Here is a 17,720-nt window from a genome sequence, read left to right as displayed (position 1 = left end):
GATTACGTATGGAGCTTGAGACATACCTGAAAAAAACAGCAGACGAGGTCAATTCTCTCCTGCAGGATTGTTATGGAGATCCGAAAACTGCCCTCTCCAGGGCAGCAAATCACCTGTTATTCGCCGGAGGAAAACGTCTCCGTCCGGCATTATTCAAACTGGCAGCAGATGCCGTAACTCCCGGGGCATCACAGAAGATAATGCAAGCCGGCCTCGCCCTTGAGGTGACTCATAACTTCACGCTGATTCATGATGACATCATGGACAAGGATGTGTACCGGCGTGGTCAGAAGACTGTACATACTCTTTGGGGTGAGCCTGCTGCAATACTTGCTGGAGATGTTCTCTATGCCCGAGCATTCTTCCTAATTTGTAATGCTGAAGCTCCGGAAGGTGCAAAGGTCCGGGCGATATCTCTTCTTGCAAGAACCTGTGAGGAGATATGCGAAGGCCAGCAGCAGGATATGTCTTTTGAAGAGCGGGAAGATGTGACCCGAGATGAGTACCTGGACATGATCACCAAGAAGACGGGCGTGCTCTATGGTGCTGCAGCAGCTATTGGTTCTCTTCTTGCAGGGGGTTCGGAAGCACAGGTTGATGCACTCTATACCTACGGGTGCAAAATCGGTGCAGCCTTCCAGATTCAGGATGATCTCATCGATCTCCTCGCCTCCTCTGAAAAGTCAGGAAAGGATCAGGCCTCAGACATCAGGGAGGGAAAACAGACTCTGATTGCCATTACTGCACGCGAGAAGGGGATTGATCTCAAACCTTGGCGTCGCTCGCTGAGCAAAGATGATATCGTATCCCTCATTGCCCTGCTGAATGAAAAAGGGGTGATCCACTCCGTAGAGCAGGAAGCGAATGATATGATCAGTTCTGCAATCAATGGTCTTTCTGTCCTTCCTGATACAACCGAAAAGAAACTGCTTGCTGATCTTGCCTGGTACTTTATCAAAAGGGACTACTGATGGACGACGTGCGTTCTGTATTGCTCATCGCTGCTCTCTCCAATGCAGTGAAACATAAGAGTGTGCCGGCTGCAGGGGCAGTGATGGGTGCCATTCTTGGAACTCATCCGGAACTTCGTTCAAAGGCCGGTGAGATAAAAGGATTACTGGGATCAGTTCTGGAAGAGGTTTCTTCGTTATCTGCCGAAGATCGGGAAGAGAAGCTGAAAACCATTGCTCCTGACCAGTATGCCTCCCTCTTTGAAAAGAAGGAGAAGAAGAAGATCGGTCTTCCAGATCTTCCAAAGGCTGAAGGGGGGGTTGTGATGCGGTTTGCTCCCAATCCCTCAGGGCCGCTTCATCTTGGACATGCACGGGCAGCATTTCTCAATGATGAGTATATCCGGCGGTATGGCGGGAAGTATATCCTCCGGATAGAGGACACCGATCCAAAACGGGTAGATCCCGATGCCTATGATATGGTCAGGGAGGATATCGCATGGATGGGTCTTTCCATCGCCGAAACCATCTTCCAGTCAGACCGGTTTTCAAAATATTATGAGGTCGGAAAGGAGCTTATTCAGAAAGGTCATGCCTATGTCTGCCGGTGTGACAATGAGAAGTTTAAGGATCTCAAGATGCACAAGACCGCCTGTCCATGCCGGAGTCAGTCCCCTGAAGAAGCACTGGACCTCTTTGACCAGATGCTTGACGGGGCATTTACCGAGGGAGAGGTTGGGGTCAGGTTAAAGACCGACCTCTCTCATCCTGACCCGGCCATGCGTGATTATCCGCTATTCCGGGTTCTCACGTCCACTCCTCACCAGCGGGTTGATGCTATCGTATACCCGCTCATGAACCTCTCCGTGGCGGTAGATGATCACCTCCTAGGCATGACTCATGTTATCAGGGGGAAGGATCATATTGCCAATACAAAACGGCAGGAGTTCATCTTCAGGTATATGGGCTGGGAGACTCCGGTATACCGGCATTACGGCCGGATGGGTATAGAAGGCGTGGTCCTCTCAACCTCCCAGATGCGGGCCGGAATCCAGTCAGGTGAGTATTCCGGATGGGACGATGTCAGGCTTGGAACACTTCGTGCCATGGCACGCCGGGGTATTCAGCCACAGGCTGTTCGGAATGCGGTTGTTGAGATCGGTATCGGGGAGACTGATATCCAGTTCTCATGGGAAAACCTCTACGCAAAGAATAAAGAGATCATTGACAGTCAGGCTGACCGGTTCTTCTTTGTTCCTGATCCGGTTCTGGTTCCCGTATCCGGAAGTGACCCGGTTGTGGCAAAAGCAATGAGATATCCGGGAGATGAATCGAGGGGATACCGTGAGATTCCCTTTGCCGGAAGTCTCTACCTGCCAAAGGCTGAACTTGAATCTGGTGCAGCATATATCAGGCTCAAGGATCTCTTCAATATCAAAGTGCTCTATGAAGGTGATATTATCCGGGGGGAGTATGCCGGTGATGATCTGCAGGAAGCCAGAAGTAAAAAAGCCCCGATCATCCAGTGGCTTCCGGAAAACCATGCAAACCCCTGCACCCTGAAAACTCCTGATGGGGATGTCAGTGGGGTATGTGAGCCTGAAGCAGTCACAACACAGGATAGAATTGTCCAGTTTGAGCGGGTTGGGTTTGCACGTATTGATGCAGCCGGCAATCCTGCGGTGGCATACTTTACCCACCGCTGACTTTTTAAAAATTTACGAGGAAAGTATTTTTTTCAGATACTCAGGCAGGGCAAATCCTGCTTCATGAGTAGCCCCGTTATAATACTGAAGATTTGGTAGTGAACGTTCCCTGATAATCTCATCTACCCTCGCTTTGTTCGTCTGTCTGGGATCTCTGGTATCAGATGCACAGGCCATACCCCAGAGGCTTCCATAGAGCGGAATATACACAAAGTATGGGGCCACGATGTGAAAGACACTGGTAAGGTTTTTCATAAGCCCGGATACCCGCTGCGGTGCATAGACAGGCGGTCCGATGTGGAGGACAAACATACCTCCCTCATTCAGAAGTGCCTTACACTCTGCCATAAATCGTGGTGAATAGAGCTCGGCAGCCGGACCCAGGGGATCGGTCAGGTCCAGAACGATCAGATCAAACTTTTCTTCTTTTCCTGGTCCGATCTCCCTGACATATTTCAGCCCGTCTTCAATGAGAATCTCCATCCGGGGATCATCAAGAGATCCATGGTGTACCGATTCAAAGTACTTGCGTGAAAGGTCAATAACCGCTTTGTCCAGTTCGACAAGAACGATCCGTTTCACCGACGGGTGCTTGAATACCTCGTCAGCTGATCCGCCATCCCCGCCACCGATGATGAGGACGGTCTCTGGTTCAGGATGAGAGACGAGGGCGGGATGAATCATATTCTCATGGTAAAAGAACTCATCCCTCTCTGATGTCATGAAATATCCGTCCAGCCGGAAGAGTTTTCCAAGCTCCGGAGTATCCCAGACCTCATAGACTTGAAAGGGCGTTTCACCCTGCTCCAGCAGTCTTCCCTTTTTAAAGAAAAACCCGCTGTTATCATTCAGTGATTCACAGAGCAGGTCTGAAAAAAGAGATGTATCCATGGATTTCAGATTGCTGCAGCTCTGGCAGCGTTGATCTCTCCTCTGATGACTTCATGGCTTGCCATCTCTTCGGGGGCAAGGGCAGATGTTACTTCCTGAAAGGTCTGTCTGGCCCGATCACTGTTATCCCTGCTGTAGTTACAGACATAGACGTCAAGGGTCACCCCGTTATTTTCCGGCCAGGTGTGGATGGCGAGATGTGACTCTGCCAAAACCACGTTTCCCGTGACTCCTGCTTTATTTCCGTTTTCATCCATAAACTGGTGGAAATATGTTCCAAGCGGGGTAAGACCAGCGTTCATACATGCATCCACACAGAGTTTCTCTAACTTGCTCTGGTCACACAGTAGATCAGCAGTGCAGGTGCAGCGGTACATATCAGCAATTAGATGTAGTCCATTCATTCGCCATCCCTCCTGTAAGGTTGTAGGGTGGTCTCTTCATGAGAGACCGTGGGTATAAGAATGCGATACCTGAAAAGATAAATCTATTTGGTAAATGAAAAGTTTTAAACGGAGAAAATGAAATTCAGAAAAAGATTTCTCTCTCTTTTTTGCCAAAATCAACGAATTATCTTCAGAATTATGAATTTATCATGTATTTAGAGAACTGTGTGTCTGTATATATCTCTCCTCGACATCTTCTGCCGTATTTGCTTCTTTCAGGTCTTTATCTTCTCGTACCTCAATAAACCGGGGAAACCGGAGAGCATACCCTCCCTCGTAATTGGGACTTTTCTGAATCTCCGAATACCCGATCTCAAAGACCAGCCTGGGTTCAAAATAAACCATTTTCCCATCTTTCCTGATAATATCATCCTGCAGGGTGTCAAACAACCAGATCAGTTGTTCGTCTGAAAACCCGGTGGCAACCCGGCTTATAGGAACCAGTCTGTCATCATCTCTGACTGAAAGTAAAAAAGATCCAAAAACATGAGCACGTTTCCCTTCACCCCACTCTGCACCGGTTACCACAAGGTCCAGGGTATCGGCCTCCGGTTTTATCTTCACCCAGTCTTTTCCCCTGACACCGGGTGTGTACCGTGACCCCTGTAATTTCAGCATGACTCCCTCATGACCAGCATCAAGGGCGGTGTGGTAGTATGCCTCTATCTCTGTCTCATCATCCGATACGAGCTGAGGGGTTACATACCTGGATGCAACCTGTGTCAGTATATTCCGTCTCTCGCGAAATGGCAGATCAATAAGCATCTCCTGATTGTAGTAGAGGATGTCAAAGAGGTTTGGGATCATCGTGATAGCATCCGCTGCCTCGGCTACATTGTGCTTTCTTCGAAACCTCCGGAGAACGGTCTGAAATGGCATTGGGTGGCCGCCCTGAACTGCAATAACCTCTCCATCCACAATAATGTCATCAGGAAGAGCCTCGTCAAGGAGTGCAACAACATCAGGCATCGCATTGGTGACCTCTTCAAGCCGGCGGGAGTACATCCTGCAGGTTTTGTTCTGCTTGTGGAACTGAAACCTCGCCCCATCATACTTGAACTCAACCGCAACCGGATCTCCTTCTTTTAGGACACCTGATATTGTTCCCTGCCGTGCAAGCATCATCCTGACCGGATGGAACGGAACCAGCCGGACTGAGCGGAGAGCTTCTTCTCCCTTTCGTGCCAGCACCGCGACTTCTCCCATGTCATTTCTGACCTGATTCGCATACTCAACAAGGTTCGGGTCGACTGAGAAGGCCTGAGCGATGGCATCCCGAAGGTTTCCTTCACCGACCCCAATCCGAAAATCTTCGAGGAGAATTGCAGTGATGTAATGCCCCTCAAGAGGTGAGGCACTGGAGAGTATTCGCTGGATAACCCGGACCTTTTCTTTCTGGGATCGTCCGCCCTCCATTCCGGATATCTCGATAAGGGCAGCCATAATGTCAGCAAGAGTCAGTTCAACGGTGAAAAAAGATGTCTGTGATTTCTGGGAGAGGAGTTCTTCAACCGCAGCACCGGCATCCCCGACCCGGCTCAGACGGTCAATGACTTCCTCACGTTTTCTGCCGGTAACATAGGCAACAGCTTCATACAGGAGATTCGGACCGACACCGAGCTTTTTCCCACTCCATTCCGGAAAGGGTTTTCCCAGAATAAGGCGGCAGAAATGAGGAAGATCATCATCAGAGAGAGATGATATCGTCTCTGCCAGAATGGAGATGGTCTCCAGTCTTCCTGATATTTTCTCAAGCCTGGAACACAATTCTGCAAATTCAAGAAATATCATGGTTCATGTCAGTTACAGGGAGATAGTTATCTTCCAGCAGTCATCCAGGCATTGCCTTCTGCACTGCTGTTTGGGTTTTCGGTGTGGGGGTCGCGTCTTGGTATCAATTGATGATGCAGCAAAGAGATCCACATCATCTGCTGCAAGCCCTAATGCTTCATGAGCCTTTCTGATGGCAAGACCAGGTTCGTTATTCTCCTCTGATAGGTGGGCAAGGATGGCACAATGGATAGACCGGGAAATTTCTGCAAGGACCATTCCTGCATCCTCATTTGAGAGATGCCCCCGTGAAGATGCAATTCTGCGTTTGAGAAAAGCCGGGTATGGTCCGTCTTTGAGCATCTGCGGACAATGATTTGACTCAAGGATCACGCCGTCAGATTTTTTTATCATCTCCATCATGCCAGACGTGACAACTCCGGTATCAGTGCAGTAGCAGATCCGCAACCCCCCTTCTTCAATAAGGTATCCGACCGGATCGGTTGCGTCATGCGAAACTGAAAAAGCTGTTACGGTAAAATCACCGATGGAGAAGGGATCACCCGGATGGACCGATTGAAAGGTGAAATTTTTCTTTGTCTGTATCATCCGGTTAGTTACATCAAGGGTCCCGCTCGTCCCATATGCCGACACTTTCAGAGCGTTTCCAAGAGGGCCCAGTCCTTTTACATGGTCCCCATGTTCATGGGTGATGAGTATCCCTTCGATAAGGTCGCGGTTTCCTCCTGCCTCAAAAAGCCGTCCCTTCCGGTCTTTTGTGCCCAGGATCTCGCGTGCAGATCGTCCGGCATCGATGATAAGAGCCCCGGACGTCCCTTCAATATATACACAGTTGCCCTTGCTCCCGCTGGCAAGGACTGATATGTTCATACCCTACACCTTTTGGATTTATTGGTCATAAGGTATGGTTTCATGAAAGAGGGGATGCGCTTTTCAGGGGATAATCTCGCATCCATTATACTTTTCATGAGCGAAGGCTCCAATGCTGATCTCACCCCGGCTTATCATCTCACGAATTACCGGCACGATACCGGTGATCGCATCATATAATCCCCGTACTGTCTCGCACACGAGATCAGCACCCTCTTTAGGCCAGGGTTTTACAATAGCCGAATAGAGACACCTTCCTCCACAAAAATCACGAATCTCACAGGTCTCACAGGCACCCGTGACTGGTATGATCGGCAGAGCGTTCGGAGATGCGGTCGTTATGGTACCTGCATAAAAGTCTTTCATCCCGACCATGATTGGGCATGGTGCGATATGTCCGTCTGTCAGAATAGTGTAATTTGCATACCCCGATCCACATCGTAACCTGCTGGGCCGGCCATGGAGCAGGTCTTCAAGCGGATCAATGAATGGATACCACTTTGGAACCTCTCCGGTCTCTTTGATACGAGAAAGCCAGTCCTGAACAAGCTGATGAATGCCGGGAATATATGAATCTCTTGCCCAGGTCTGAAAGGTTCTGAGTGAATAGTCATTCCAGAAGTTTGCATCTATCTGCCAATGAATCGAAGAGAATGAGTAATGCGGATTATGCGCAAGATATCGGACCGCAGACCTGATATCTGTCCGTTCGGTCACGGTCATCCGGGCTATGAGTTCATTTCTAAATCCACCCGCGATGATGTGGTGAATATTTTCCATGACCCGGTCATATGTGCCTTCACCCCTCCCTTCATCGGTGGTTTTCTTATCCCCGTCGATGGAGATGAGGATGGTATCAAACCGGTTGACAATTTCAGGAGAAAGTCGGTGAAGAAGTGTGCCATTTGTCTGGATCATGAATCGTGATACCGGCGCCTCTTCCATGATGGTCTGAATGAGGCCGGGGCGTAATGTCGGTTCTCCCCCGATAAAGGTCAGGACTGCATCAGGATCGTCTCCGAGAAACCGGTAGAGATCGGGAAGATGAAAGGTCACTTCAGCAGGAATCGATTCATCTATGGCAATTTCGCCGCAGTCCGTCTCGGGGGTATCAAATATTTTTCCCCGACAGTACTGGCAGACAAGGTTACAGGAATCAGTTATGTAAAGATGAAAATACACAAAAACCAGTATAAGTTCATTCTGATGATGCATGAATCTGATGAATCCAGTATATCAACACATAAATGTCTTATAACCAGATGTCCATACCATTGAGTATTCTGATTTATGGCGTATCGCATTCTTCTCATGGATGATGAACCGGCAATCTGTGAAATCACCGGAATCCTCCTGAAAAAACTGGGGTATGATCCCACAATTGCAGTCACCGGGGAAGAGGCTTTGGCTGAATATAAAAAAGGCCGTGAGAACGGGAACCCCTATGATGTGATCATCCTTGATCTCACCATACCTGGTGGCATGGGTGGCCGCGAAGTGATATCCATCATTCGGGAATCAGATCCTGACGTGAAAGTGCTGGTGTCTAGTGGTGATCTCTCAGACCCGGCAATAATCTCGTATGCAGATTATGGCTTCTCAGGTGTCCTTGCAAAACCATACAATAAAGTCGGACTGGATCAGGCCATAAAATCGGTATTGTCTTCATAATACTGTTCAATGATACCATGGATATAAATCCGGTCACTCTTTTACCCTTGTCTTTTGATGTCACACTCATTTTCCTCCTGCTCATCATTGCATTGCTCCTAATCATCGTTCATATCTGGAGAAGAGCAGACAAGCGTGCCCGTATGCTCTTTGAGTCATGGAAAAGAGATGAGTATGCAAGGTGGAAGACCTGGATACAGGAAGAGGCGGATGCACGGGCAGATGTGCAGGCAGAGGCGAGGTACAGGGATTGGCAAAGATGGGAAGAGCAGAAGATTCGTCAGGATGCGATCCGACGATCCCACTCGGTTATCAGGGGAAAGATCACCGAGCATCTGATCCCCTGGTTCTCTGAGTTTTCGTATCATCCGTCTGATGCCCGTTTTTTGGGATCACCAGTGGATTTTATCGTCTTTGATGGTCTGTCAGAAGGATGCCTGAAAGAGATCGTCATCGTTGAAGTGAAAACCGGGTCAGGATCTCTTTCCCCACGGGAACGGTCCGTCGCACGGATTATTGAGGAGGGAAAGATCCGGTTTGAAGTGATAAGAAAAGAATAGTCCTTAAAGTGACAGATTATGCATCATGCCTGAACGAACCTGGTGGTGTATTAACATTTCTCCAGTAATTTATCAGGTCCCTGATGGTCTCAGCGTATTTCTCGAACTGAACCGGTTTGACAACATAACTGTTCACTCCTGATTTGTATGTCTCTCCGATATCTGCTTCCTGATCAGATGAGGTAAAGACGACGATTGGAAGTGTTTTTGTTCGTTTGTCTTTTCTGATGGCTTTCAGGACTTCATGACCACTGATAAGGGGCATTTTCAGGTCAATGAAGACCACTGATGGAAGTGAACCCGGAGCTTCTTTATATGATCCTTTTCCATGCAGGAAATCAAGTGCCTCTCTACCATCAAGAAAAACTCTGACCTGGTCTCCCATATTAATCCAGTCAACCACATTCAGAAATAATTCAACATCATTCTGGTTATCTTCAATGAGAAGTATCTCAAGTCTCCTTTCACCTTTCGCTTCCATCTCTCCCCTGCACAGTAAAATAAAACGTTGTTCCCCTGCCCTTTCCAGATTGTACCCAGATCCTTCCATGGTGCCTGAGGATGATCCTCTTTACCAGTGCAAGGCCCACACCAGTGCCTTCAGCATTCGGAGATGGAGCAAGTCTTGAAAAAACTTCAAAGACTTTATCTGCGTACTGCATATCAAATCCGATGCCATTGTCTTTGATATAATAAATTATTTCACTTTCTTTCTCATATGAACCAATCGTAATATCAGGGACAGTATCCGGCAAAGTGAATTTTATACTGTTTGATATCAGATTATACCAAACCTGTCTGATAAGGCCGGGATCGCCTTTAGAAGAGCGCATGTCTTTTATATGGACTGAAATATTTCTGGTTTCAGGCTGACTGGTCAGTTCCGTGATTACCCCTCGCACCAGCCCGCCCATCTCTATGTCAATTACCTGCAATGGCTGGCGTGCTGTCCGCGAAAACCTGAGCAGATCCTGGATGAGTCTATCCATGGTTGTGACACTCTCGCGGATCCTGGAGATCAGGTGCTTGTTCTCTTCATCCAGGATATCCCCCGCTTTCAAGAGCAGGAGATGAGAAAATCCGTCTATTGCACGAACGGGCCCCCGCAGATCATGAGACACGCTGTATGCAAATGCGTCCAGTTCATCAAGCGACGACTGCAGATCCTCGGTTCTTTTCCTGATAATCTCCTCAAGGTCCAGGTTCAATTTATGAAGTGCTTTTTCAGATTCTTTCCGAAGGGTGATATCCCGAATGAGGGTGACAACTGTAGTTACCTGATCGTCGGTAATAATTGGAATAATTTTGGTTTCGAGGTAGATTGGTCGTTCCTTTTCTATGATTGTCTCATATACTGCAATCTTCCCTGATGAAAAGACACCATCATATTCAAGATAATCTTTTTCGGTCAGATAAGTAAGAATAGAAAAGAGTTTTTTTCCTTCCAGGTGTTTATGCTCTTTGAGTAACTTCGCCTGTTTGCCCAGTTTCCATCCATTCCAGATCAGGATGGAGTGTGTACTGTCGGTGACAAAAACCCCGTCATCCATTGCATTGACCGTCTCCCGGTACAAAGAATCAGATGCATGGAGACTTTTCTCAAGTTCTTTCACTTCTGTCAGGTCACGACCTACAGACTGGTATTCGGTTATTTCACCAGTTTCTGAAAAAATTGCCTGGTCTATCCATTGGATATATCTTCTCTCTCCATTTGGGAGGATGATATGATGTTCATTCAGGTCTGTCGGATGCTGCCTGGTAAGCCCTGCGAGATGGTTTTTCAACTGGATCCTTTCATCTTCCGGAATTTCCGGAGAGAATTTTGTTCCAAGTATTTCATCGCAACTTTTTCCAAAAAATCTGCAATATGCATCATTCACGAAGATATGTGTCCCATCCGGAGTAAACCTGCATATGAACTCATTTTGTGTCTCAACAACACTCCGGTACCTCTCTTCACTCTTCTGGATCTGGAGTTCTTTCTGCTGAACTTCCTGTAAGAGGTTCCTGATATTTTCTTCTGCCTGGATCCTGTTTGAGAGTTCGTTTTTAACCTGTTCCTCCTGGGTTTGTATCGTCCTGATCATCTCTTTCAGGTTTGATACCAGCCTGTTGATGGCTCCTTCAATCTGTTTTAGTTCCAGAATGCCGGTATCTCTGATCTGATGGTTCAGGTCTCCGTCTGCAATCTGATTTAAATCCTGAATAAGCCCTTTCACCGGGTATGAAAAGTATCGGGATGTCTTCCATACCGTGAGACCTGCGATAAGAAGGGTAAAAAGGAGGGCGGCTATGTATATTATTGAAATTTCAAGAATTTTTTCCTCGATCTCCTGGGTTGAATAGACTATCCGTCCGACAAGATTCATCATCGGTGATGAGGGGTACCTGGTATCCTGGATAGAGAGATATATTATTGAAATGGCCTGTTTCAGATCAGGTTCGTGATAATAATGACTCTTTTTTTCAGATAGTACCCTGATGACTTTTTCCTGGATATGCGGAGAGTAATTTCCATAGCCGGAATCTGCACTCCATCTGGTTACAATCTCTCCCTGTGTGTTGAAAAGTTCAATAGAGACGATATTTGGATTCAGTCTGGGAAGATTTTTTACTAACTCGGCATATGATGTCTCAGTCTCTTTTGGTATAAATGTTTGAAAATTTCTGCTTATTTCAAGCACATATTTTTTATCAGGTGTCCCCTGATATGCAAATTTCCGATTTGGGGACCCTTTGACAAATCCCTTTACTGTTCTGTCAATGACATAAGCTCCCTCTTCCCTGATTCGGGTGAGTGTTTTATAAAAAGAAGGATAATTACAAAAATTTAAAAAGAGGTCAGGAGTATAGGTCGTATGAACGACGGTGCCCTCAGCATCGATAATATAAAGATCCCATGTACCTCCTATCGTTTCATTCAGGTGTGTTTTCAAAGAAGGGAGGTCTATCTTTGTGATATCACCACCTGATTCATTATACGCTGCCAGGTACATATCCATCGCTTCTTTCATCCCTGGTTCAAATGAGTACTCATACAGGCGAATGCCCCCGTCGATCCATATGACCGATTGCCGAAGAATCTGTTCAGAATGGTTTTGCTGGAGCGTGAAGCGTGATTCAATCTGGGTTCGTGTATCAATATACCAGAGTGTTGTTATCGAGAGGATGGACAGGATTAAAATAATCAGTAGTATTACCATGAAACGACTGATAAGGGAACCACCGCTCATCGGAAACTTCTGACGCATGGACATCTGTCTTCTCTTTTATTATCTGGATTCATCTTTGAGTAGGACACGAACCGATATGTTAGAATTCATTGAATAGCTGATACATGTTTTGGTTTGATTTTTTCATTTATCCCATTCTATAATTGGCAATTTTTTGTAATATTAACAAAATATTATCTCCCTCTCTTCAATTTTAAAAAAAGATGCTTGCAGGGATGCATGGCATATGTTTAATAGGGAGAAATTGAGGAAATGTATCTATGGTTGAGGATGGGGAATTTCTGAACCGTATCCGCGGTTTACTCAAGATTTACCCCAGAGGGCTCACAATTTCGGAAATTTCCCAGCGTCTGAAATGTAACCGGAATTCTGTTGCGAAATATCTGGAGATACTTCAGATTTCCGGAACGGTTGAGATGCAGCAGATGGGGGCTGCCAAGGTATTTTATCTCTCACAACGGGTTCCCATCTCCAGTCTTCTGGGCTTTACCAAAGAAGGAATTCTCGTCATTTCAAGTGATGGTAGGATAATCCAGGTTAACGAGCGGTTTTGCAGAATGTTTGACCAGGATGTTACAACAATTACTGGCACGTCATATCTGATGCTTCCACAGGAAATTTTACGAGCATTTCATTTTGACACCTATTTTGATTCAGATTTAGAGACAGAGCATACCGCTGTTGTCACCTTCACCAAGTATGACTGGAGGCGGTTCTTTAAAGTAAAATATATTAAAACCGTTTTTGACGACGGACGCTCCGGCCTTACCATTATCGTGGAAGATGTCACCCTTGAGACTGAGATGGAGGAGCGGCTTCGTATCAGTGAAGCCAGATATCGTGGAATTGTTGAAGACCAGACCGAACTCATCTGCCGGTACAACCGGGACGGTGTCATTTCATTTGCGAATGGGGCATTTTGCAGACTTTTTCAGATGAATCATACAGAAGCACTGCAACACTCCTTATTTGAATTCATGCATCCGGATGCTTCCCGGCAGATAAAAGAAGGTATGCAGAGTTGTTCCCCCTTGTCCCCGGTTTTTCAATCAGAATTTGAATTCAAACTTCCTTCCGGGCGGTCCAGGTGGTATCACTGGGTGTCACGGATGCTGGCTGATGATAACGGGGGCATTCTTGAGTACCAGGGAGTTGGCAGGGACATCACCGAACGAAAGAATGCCGAACGGGAGTTATTAATTAAAAGTCATGCCATGGACTCTTCTATCGTTCCCATTGCACTCCTCTCTATGGAAGGGTCTATCACCTATGTAAACAGGGCATTTCTGGAACTATGGGGGTATCATTCTCCAGATGAGGTTATTGGACTGCCTTTTAAGCACTTTGCCAAAGATATCGATGTCTCTTCTGCCTCATTTCTATCTCAAAACCTGTTGCACGAGGATCGATCAGGGTATGTATATGAAGTAGACGGGGTCCGCCGTGATGGATCCCAGATAAACCTCTCAGTAACCATATCAGGGGTCACTGGCCCTGATCGAAATCCCATCTGTCTGATTGCCTACCTGTATGACGTCACCCACTGGGTCAGGATGGTCCGGGAACTTGAGATTAAGGATACTGCAATCGCACATTCTTATGAGGGTATGGCTATCATTACGCCGGATGATGTGGTAATGTATGCCAATCCTTCCTTCAAGCGGATCTTCTCCCGTGTCCCGGATGGAACTATGGTCGGAAGATCCATTGAGTGGAGTTTAAGTTACTATCCCCAGATCATCAGTTCTATTCCGGATATCAGGGCTGCACTTAATGAAAAAGGAAATTTTACCCGGGTTTTTTCTGATACAGGGGAAGATGGTTCCTCGCTTGTGATACAGGTCCACCTTTCACGGGTATTTGATAAAACCGGAGTTCACCTGTGCACTCTCATATCGGCTCTTGACATTACCAGTCAGCGGACCATGGAAGAGTCCCTTGCACTCATGGTTGAGCAGCTGGAAGGGACAGTAGATCAGATGGGTGACCCCACCTTCATTATATCCCGTGACCGTATGGTTGTTGCCTGGAATGAAGCGATGGAGATCCTTACTGGTCTGAACAAACATGAGATGATCGGTTCACTCAAGTATCAGGAGGTAATCAGGAACTCAAATCCATCTCTCCCCATCCTGGTTGACCTCTTTGACTTATCACCAAAAGAGTTGATCCAGATTTATCCACAGGTCTCACGGGTAGGGAACAGTTTTTACACCGAAGCGTTTGTTCCGGGATTTCATGAAGGAAAAGGGACATATGTCTGGGCAAAAGCCTCTCCTATTACGGATACCTCCGGAAGAGTAATCGGGTATATTCAGACAATCAAGGATATGACAAACTGGAAACGTGCGGTAGAATCGGTTGTCGGAAAGACAGTCGGCTGAATCTAAAGTCCCAGGATCGGAAGTATATCTGAAAAGGAACTGATTGAAAAATCGGCAATAATTCCTTCTGAATACTCCGGTGGCAACCGATTTCCATATTCTGCATGAATGGTGCACATTCCCGCTTCTTTTGCCGGTCTGATATCATTGATCAGATTATCGCCGATTGCACATATCTGGTGGGGCTGAATCTTCAGAAGTTCTGCAGCATGGAGAAACATTGCCGGGTCAGGTTTTTTCATCCCTGCCGTATCAGGAGTGACCAGGCAGTCGAAAAGATCAGCGGTCTGGATATGGATGAGCCGCTCTGTTGCATGCTCATGGCTTGCATTGGTAACTGCTCCGATCTTCATCCCTGCCGTGTGAATCTTCAATAATGTTTCATATACTCCGGGGTACGCTTCAATCGCTTCGATTTTTGTCTTCGTGTACACCTGAACTGCACGCATGAACACATCTGCATCGGTGATTCCCTGTTCAGATAAAAATGACTGAATGGCTTTCGGGCTCTCAACACCATAGGGAGAGAACAAAAAAGTCCGTACTAAGTCATCTGCTGTTCCAACTCCGATAGCCTGAACGACTCTCCTGCATGCCTCTTCCTTTGCATATCCAAAGTCATACAGGGTGTTATCCAGGTCTACCAGAATTCCGAGAAACCGGTTTCCACACCCCTGGCGAATATCTGTACCTGCCATGCTGCGTTGTATCTATCAGGATATCAGTCTCAGGAGATGATAAGCGATCTCATAGTGCTGTATCGTGGTGGAAGGGTCTCTCTTATGGAATCAGATGTAATAATACGGTATGCCTGCGAGTGATCCAGTTCTCATTACCGAAACGGATCGCCGGTTATTATTCATATCACTCTATGTGGCCGTTTTTTCTACCATGCTTGGGATTGGTATTGTCATACCGCTTCTTCCCCGTTTTGCCGAAACCCTTGGTGCTTCCGGATTTGGGATCGGAATGATTTTCTCCTCGTTTGCATTATCGCGGGCTTTCGCCATGCCATTCTTCGGAAGATACTCCGATATCTGTGGCAGACGTCAGTTCATCATAATCGGTCTGCTCCTCTATGCGATTTTTTCTCTCCTCTATGTCCCGGCTGGATCAGTGCTTGAGCTATCCGGTATCCGGTTTCTTCAGGGGATTGCATCAGCCATGGTGTTCCCCATAGCAATGGCATATATCGGTGATATCGCTCCACCCGGAATGGAAGGACGGTATCTTGGGACGTTTACCAGTTCACTCTTTCTGGGCATGGGTCTGGGGCCTTTTCTTGGGGGCATTGTAACCGATATTGCCGGCATGGATACAGCATTTATTTGTATGGGGGCGCTAACCGGGGTGGCACTGCTTACCTGCATCTTCTTCCTCCCCGGGTATCAGGGGTCGCGAAAAGAACAGAGTTCGATACTTCATCTGCTCATTCATCCAGGGCTTCGCATTCCATTATTATATCAAATGATGAATGCATTTGCAAATGGAACATTTATGGTCTTTCTCCCCGTCATTGCCGCCCATGTCGGGAACCTCTCTGCAGGAGAGACCGGCCTTGTAATATCGGTATCAGTTCTGTCAACTGCCCTTTTGCAGAGAGTATGCGGAAGGCTTGCAGATCGGTTTGATAAATATCTGCTCATTGCAACAGGGTGTCTTACGGTAACCGTTGCACTGGCTCTGGTACCTGGCTTTGAAGGCCTCTGGTCATATCTCTTCTTTGCCCTCCTCATGGGGATCGGAGGAGGTATATCAGTCCCGGCCATGTATGCCCTGGTCACCATAGCCGGCAGGGACGTGGGGCAGGGGGCAGCGATGGGAACGATAAACATGGTCATGAGCATGGGTATGATCATATCTCCCGTTGTCTGCGGATTATTCATGGACCAGACCGGGATTAGTTCAGTTTTTTATTTGTCTGCCGTAATAGTCCTCGTTGTCACCCCGGTATTTCTCTCAAAGGCTTCTTTTTTTCCATCACAAAGGAGGTAACTGGACACGGGGTACTATTTCCCATGGGGACACAGACAATCATGTGATATATATGATACGAAAACAGTGGAAGATTGTATTTCTGATCCTGGCAGTCATCGCATCATGCGGGTTTTGTTATGCGGCAACCGAACCGACCACCATGACCATGATCCCAAAAATTGGTACTTCAGAGCCATATGATGATGAAAAGTTCCTGATCCTCGTAACACCGGTAATCACCGGTCTCAGTGACCGGAATCTGAACAGCAGTGAACGGATCGATGTCCAGTCAGCTTATTACTCTGCAACTGCGATGAAAGTCAGTCCTGAATTTTATCCGGTTGCATTCAATGTCACCAAGCTGCTCTTTTACCTGGTATCCAGTAGTGAAGCAAATGAAGAACTTGGGAAAAGCAGCGGACTTGCGACACATAATAAAGATACCCGCAACTCCCTGAAAGCACAGGCTGATGCTGATGAAGATGCTGCTGAAGAAGCATGGCGCGGCCTTATCATGTTGTATCCGAACAGCACCCTGTTTTAGATAAAACCAATATCTATTTTTTCCCGTCAGGCATTATTCCTGAGTATGGACGCAGCTGATACGGTTGAACTCTCGGACAGCGCATATGCCATTTTTGAGTTCTTTTTCAGAAGCCAGCTGCATATGCGTAAAAAATCCCTTTCTCTCATCGTAGAGAGCGGTGAGCCTTTCGAAGAACTGTTCCATGAAATATTTACCGAATTCTCTACCGTTTATCCGGAAGTATACGATCTGCTCATCAGCCAGTTTCAATCTCCTGAAGAGATATACCGGATGATTCGTGAAGGGGAAGGCGTCATTCCAAGCAAGACATATCAGGCAAGGTGGATTGAACAGGATTCGCCTCATGTCGATGGTCGGGCTGCGGACATTGAAAAGGCCGGAAAATGGCTGGTATTTCTCCCGCCTGATCAGGTGGATGATATCTGGCGTCAGATCCGTGACCGGACATGGGAAGGAACTTTAGGCATTTCTGCAAAAGTGTCGACGGCAAAACCAGATCCGGATGCCCGTGATGATCGGAAAGTCATCTATGTCTATACTGCGGACTGGGAAGATGAAGCGGATGTGATGCGTGTCAGAGAAGAACTTCGCAGAATAGGAATTACAGACAGGATCGGGTATAAACGGAATATTGAGACCTTCAAGGGAGAATATAGTGCAAAAGGAAAAAAAGTAACGTTTTATTCAGCCTGAA

Annotated in this window: 16 protein-coding genes; 8 read left to right on the top strand and 8 right to left on the bottom strand. The window is 46.9% G+C overall.

Annotation, left to right across the window (positions count from 1 at the left end; all coding sequences use genetic code 11):
• Positions 1 to 8 precede the first annotated feature (8 nt).
• On the top strand, positions 9 to 971 hold the full coding sequence (locus MHUN_RS15085) for a polyprenyl synthetase family protein (RefSeq protein WP_011449831.1): 963 nt from the start codon (positions 9 to 11) through the stop codon (positions 969 to 971).
• Complete coding sequence (locus MHUN_RS15080; protein ID WP_011449830.1) at positions 971 to 2,656, top strand: glutamate--tRNA ligase; 1,686 nt, start codon at positions 971 to 973, stop codon at positions 2,654 to 2,656. Before MHUN_RS15085 ends, MHUN_RS15080 begins: the two co-directional genes overlap by 1 nt.
• A 12-nt stretch (positions 2,657 to 2,668) precedes the next feature.
• On the opposite strand, the gene speE is transcribed toward MHUN_RS15080, so the two are convergent.
• The 5 genes from speE to MHUN_RS15055 form a co-directional block, all read right to left on the bottom strand.
• Positions 2,669 to 3,547: a polyamine aminopropyltransferase gene (speE, locus tag MHUN_RS15075; protein ID WP_011449829.1), complete on the bottom strand. Its 879-nt coding sequence runs from the start codon at positions 3,545 to 3,547 to the stop codon at positions 2,669 to 2,671.
• A 5-nt stretch (positions 3,548 to 3,552) separates the two neighbouring features.
• The gene (gene speD, locus MHUN_RS15070) at positions 3,553 to 3,951 is read right to left on the bottom strand and encodes an adenosylmethionine decarboxylase (RefSeq protein WP_011449828.1); all 399 of its coding nucleotides are present in this window, start codon (positions 3,949 to 3,951) and stop codon (positions 3,553 to 3,555) included.
• 189 nt (positions 3,952 to 4,140) lie between these two features.
• Positions 4,141 to 5,784, bottom strand: a complete 1,644-nt coding sequence (locus tag MHUN_RS15065; protein ID WP_011449827.1) for an ATP-dependent DNA ligase — start codon at positions 5,782 to 5,784, stop codon at positions 4,141 to 4,143.
• A 12-nt stretch (positions 5,785 to 5,796) separates the two neighbouring features.
• Positions 5,797 to 6,654, bottom strand: coding sequence for an MBL fold metallo-hydrolase (locus MHUN_RS15060; protein ID WP_011449826.1), 858 nt, complete (start codon positions 6,652 to 6,654; stop codon positions 5,797 to 5,799).
• A gap of 63 nt (positions 6,655 to 6,717) precedes the next feature.
• A complete protein-coding gene (locus MHUN_RS15055; protein WP_011449825.1) occupies positions 6,718 to 7,869 on the bottom strand; it encodes a TIGR04084 family radical SAM/SPASM domain-containing protein in 1,152 nt (383 codons plus the stop codon).
• A gap of 75 nt (positions 7,870 to 7,944) precedes the next feature.
• On the opposite strand from MHUN_RS15055, the gene MHUN_RS15050 reads away from it, so the two are divergent.
• Positions 7,945 to 8,325, top strand: a complete 381-nt coding sequence (locus MHUN_RS15050) for a response regulator (RefSeq protein ID WP_011449824.1) — start codon at positions 7,945 to 7,947, stop codon at positions 8,323 to 8,325.
• 17 nt (positions 8,326 to 8,342) lie between these two features.
• Entirely contained in the window at positions 8,343 to 8,885 is a 543-nt protein-coding gene (locus MHUN_RS15045; RefSeq protein ID WP_011449823.1) for a Holliday junction resolvase-like protein, read from the top strand.
• 16 nt (positions 8,886 to 8,901) lie between these two features.
• Here the strand turns inward: MHUN_RS15045 and MHUN_RS15040 are convergent, their stop codons facing one another.
• Together MHUN_RS15040 and MHUN_RS17845 are read right to left on the bottom strand one after the other, a co-directional pair.
• Positions 8,902 to 9,366, bottom strand: a complete 465-nt coding sequence (locus MHUN_RS15040) for a response regulator (protein ID WP_011449822.1) — start codon at positions 9,364 to 9,366, stop codon at positions 8,902 to 8,904.
• Positions 9,350 to 12,136 (bottom strand): PAS domain S-box protein, encoded by a 2,787-nt coding sequence (locus MHUN_RS17845; protein WP_052288912.1) that lies wholly within the window; start codon positions 12,134 to 12,136, stop codon positions 9,350 to 9,352. Before MHUN_RS17845 ends, MHUN_RS15040 begins: the two co-directional genes overlap by 17 nt.
• 242 nt (positions 12,137 to 12,378) lie before the next feature.
• On the opposite strand from MHUN_RS17845, the gene MHUN_RS15030 reads away from it, so the two are divergent.
• On the top strand, positions 12,379 to 14,502 hold the full coding sequence (locus MHUN_RS15030; RefSeq protein WP_011449820.1) for a PAS domain S-box protein: 2,124 nt from the start codon (positions 12,379 to 12,381) through the stop codon (positions 14,500 to 14,502).
• Between the two features lie 2 nt (positions 14,503 to 14,504).
• Here the strand turns inward: MHUN_RS15030 and MHUN_RS15025 are convergent, their stop codons facing one another.
• Positions 14,505 to 15,200, bottom strand: coding sequence for an HAD family hydrolase (locus MHUN_RS15025; RefSeq protein ID WP_011449819.1), 696 nt, complete (start codon positions 15,198 to 15,200; stop codon positions 14,505 to 14,507).
• A 109-nt stretch (positions 15,201 to 15,309) separates the two neighbouring features.
• Between MHUN_RS15025 and MHUN_RS15020 the strand changes: the two genes are divergently transcribed.
• Genes MHUN_RS15020 through MHUN_RS15010 form a run of 3 tightly spaced genes read left to right on the top strand, consistent with a single transcriptional unit; the run spans position 15,310 to position 17,719 of the window.
• The gene (locus MHUN_RS15020; RefSeq protein WP_011449818.1) at positions 15,310 to 16,497 is read left to right on the top strand and encodes an MFS transporter; all 1,188 of its coding nucleotides are present in this window, start codon (positions 15,310 to 15,312) and stop codon (positions 16,495 to 16,497) included.
• A 52-nt stretch (positions 16,498 to 16,549) separates the two neighbouring features.
• Positions 16,550 to 17,023, top strand: a complete 474-nt coding sequence (locus MHUN_RS15015; RefSeq protein WP_011449817.1) for a hypothetical protein — start codon at positions 16,550 to 16,552, stop codon at positions 17,021 to 17,023.
• Between the two features lie 45 nt (positions 17,024 to 17,068).
• Positions 17,069 to 17,719 (top strand): putative phosphothreonine lyase domain-containg protein, encoded by a 651-nt coding sequence (locus MHUN_RS15010; RefSeq protein ID WP_011449816.1) that lies wholly within the window; start codon positions 17,069 to 17,071, stop codon positions 17,717 to 17,719.
• Position 17,720 lies beyond the last annotated feature (1 nt).

Origin of the sequence: Methanospirillum hungatei JF-1 (assembly GCF_000013445.1) — an archaeon.
Taxonomy (GTDB): Archaea; Halobacteriota; Methanomicrobia; order Methanomicrobiales; family Methanospirillaceae; genus Methanospirillum; species Methanospirillum hungatei.
Note: the sequence above shows the minus strand (reverse complement) of the source record. Positions and strands in the feature narration are given on the sequence as shown.

Bases quoted from the DNA above. Each gene is read 5' to 3' on its own strand.
- MHUN_RS15080 (WP_011449830.1), top strand. From the start codon at position 971: ATGGACGACGTGCGTTCTGTATTGCTCATCGCTGCTCTCTCCAATGCA.
- MHUN_RS15085 (WP_011449831.1), top strand. From the start codon at position 9: ATGGAGCTTGAGACATACCTGAAAAAAACAGCAGACGAGGTCAATTCT.
- MHUN_RS15045 (WP_011449823.1), top strand. From the start codon at position 8,343: ATGGATATAAATCCGGTCACTCTTTTACCCTTGTCTTTTGATGTCACA.
- MHUN_RS15010 (WP_011449816.1), top strand. From the start codon at position 17,069: ATGGACGCAGCTGATACGGTTGAACTCTCGGACAGCGCATATGCCATT.
- MHUN_RS15030 (WP_011449820.1), top strand. From the start codon at position 12,379: ATGGTTGAGGATGGGGAATTTCTGAACCGTATCCGCGGTTTACTCAAG.
- MHUN_RS17845 (WP_052288912.1), bottom strand. From the start codon at position 12,136: ATGCGTCAGAAGTTTCCGATGAGCGGTGGTTCCCTTATCAGTCGTTTC.
- MHUN_RS15050 (WP_011449824.1), top strand. From the start codon at position 7,945: ATGGCGTATCGCATTCTTCTCATGGATGATGAACCGGCAATCTGTGAA.
- MHUN_RS15020 (WP_011449818.1), top strand. From the start codon at position 15,310: ATGCCTGCGAGTGATCCAGTTCTCATTACCGAAACGGATCGCCGGTTA.
- MHUN_RS15065 (WP_011449827.1), bottom strand. From the start codon at position 5,784: ATGATATTTCTTGAATTTGCAGAATTGTGTTCCAGGCTTGAGAAAATA.
- speD (WP_011449828.1), bottom strand. From the start codon at position 3,951: ATGAATGGACTACATCTAATTGCTGATATGTACCGCTGCACCTGCACT.
- MHUN_RS15040 (WP_011449822.1), bottom strand. From the start codon at position 9,366: ATGGAAGCGAAAGGTGAAAGGAGACTTGAGATACTTCTCATTGAAGAT.
- MHUN_RS15015 (WP_011449817.1), top strand. From the start codon at position 16,550: ATGATACGAAAACAGTGGAAGATTGTATTTCTGATCCTGGCAGTCATC.
- MHUN_RS15055 (WP_011449825.1), bottom strand. From the start codon at position 7,869: ATGCATCATCAGAATGAACTTATACTGGTTTTTGTGTATTTTCATCTT.
- MHUN_RS15025 (WP_011449819.1), bottom strand. From the start codon at position 15,200: ATGGCAGGTACAGATATTCGCCAGGGGTGTGGAAACCGGTTTCTCGGA.
- MHUN_RS15060 (WP_011449826.1), bottom strand. From the start codon at position 6,654: ATGAACATATCAGTCCTTGCCAGCGGGAGCAAGGGCAACTGTGTATAT.
- speE (WP_011449829.1), bottom strand. From the start codon at position 3,547: ATGGATACATCTCTTTTTTCAGACCTGCTCTGTGAATCACTGAATGAT.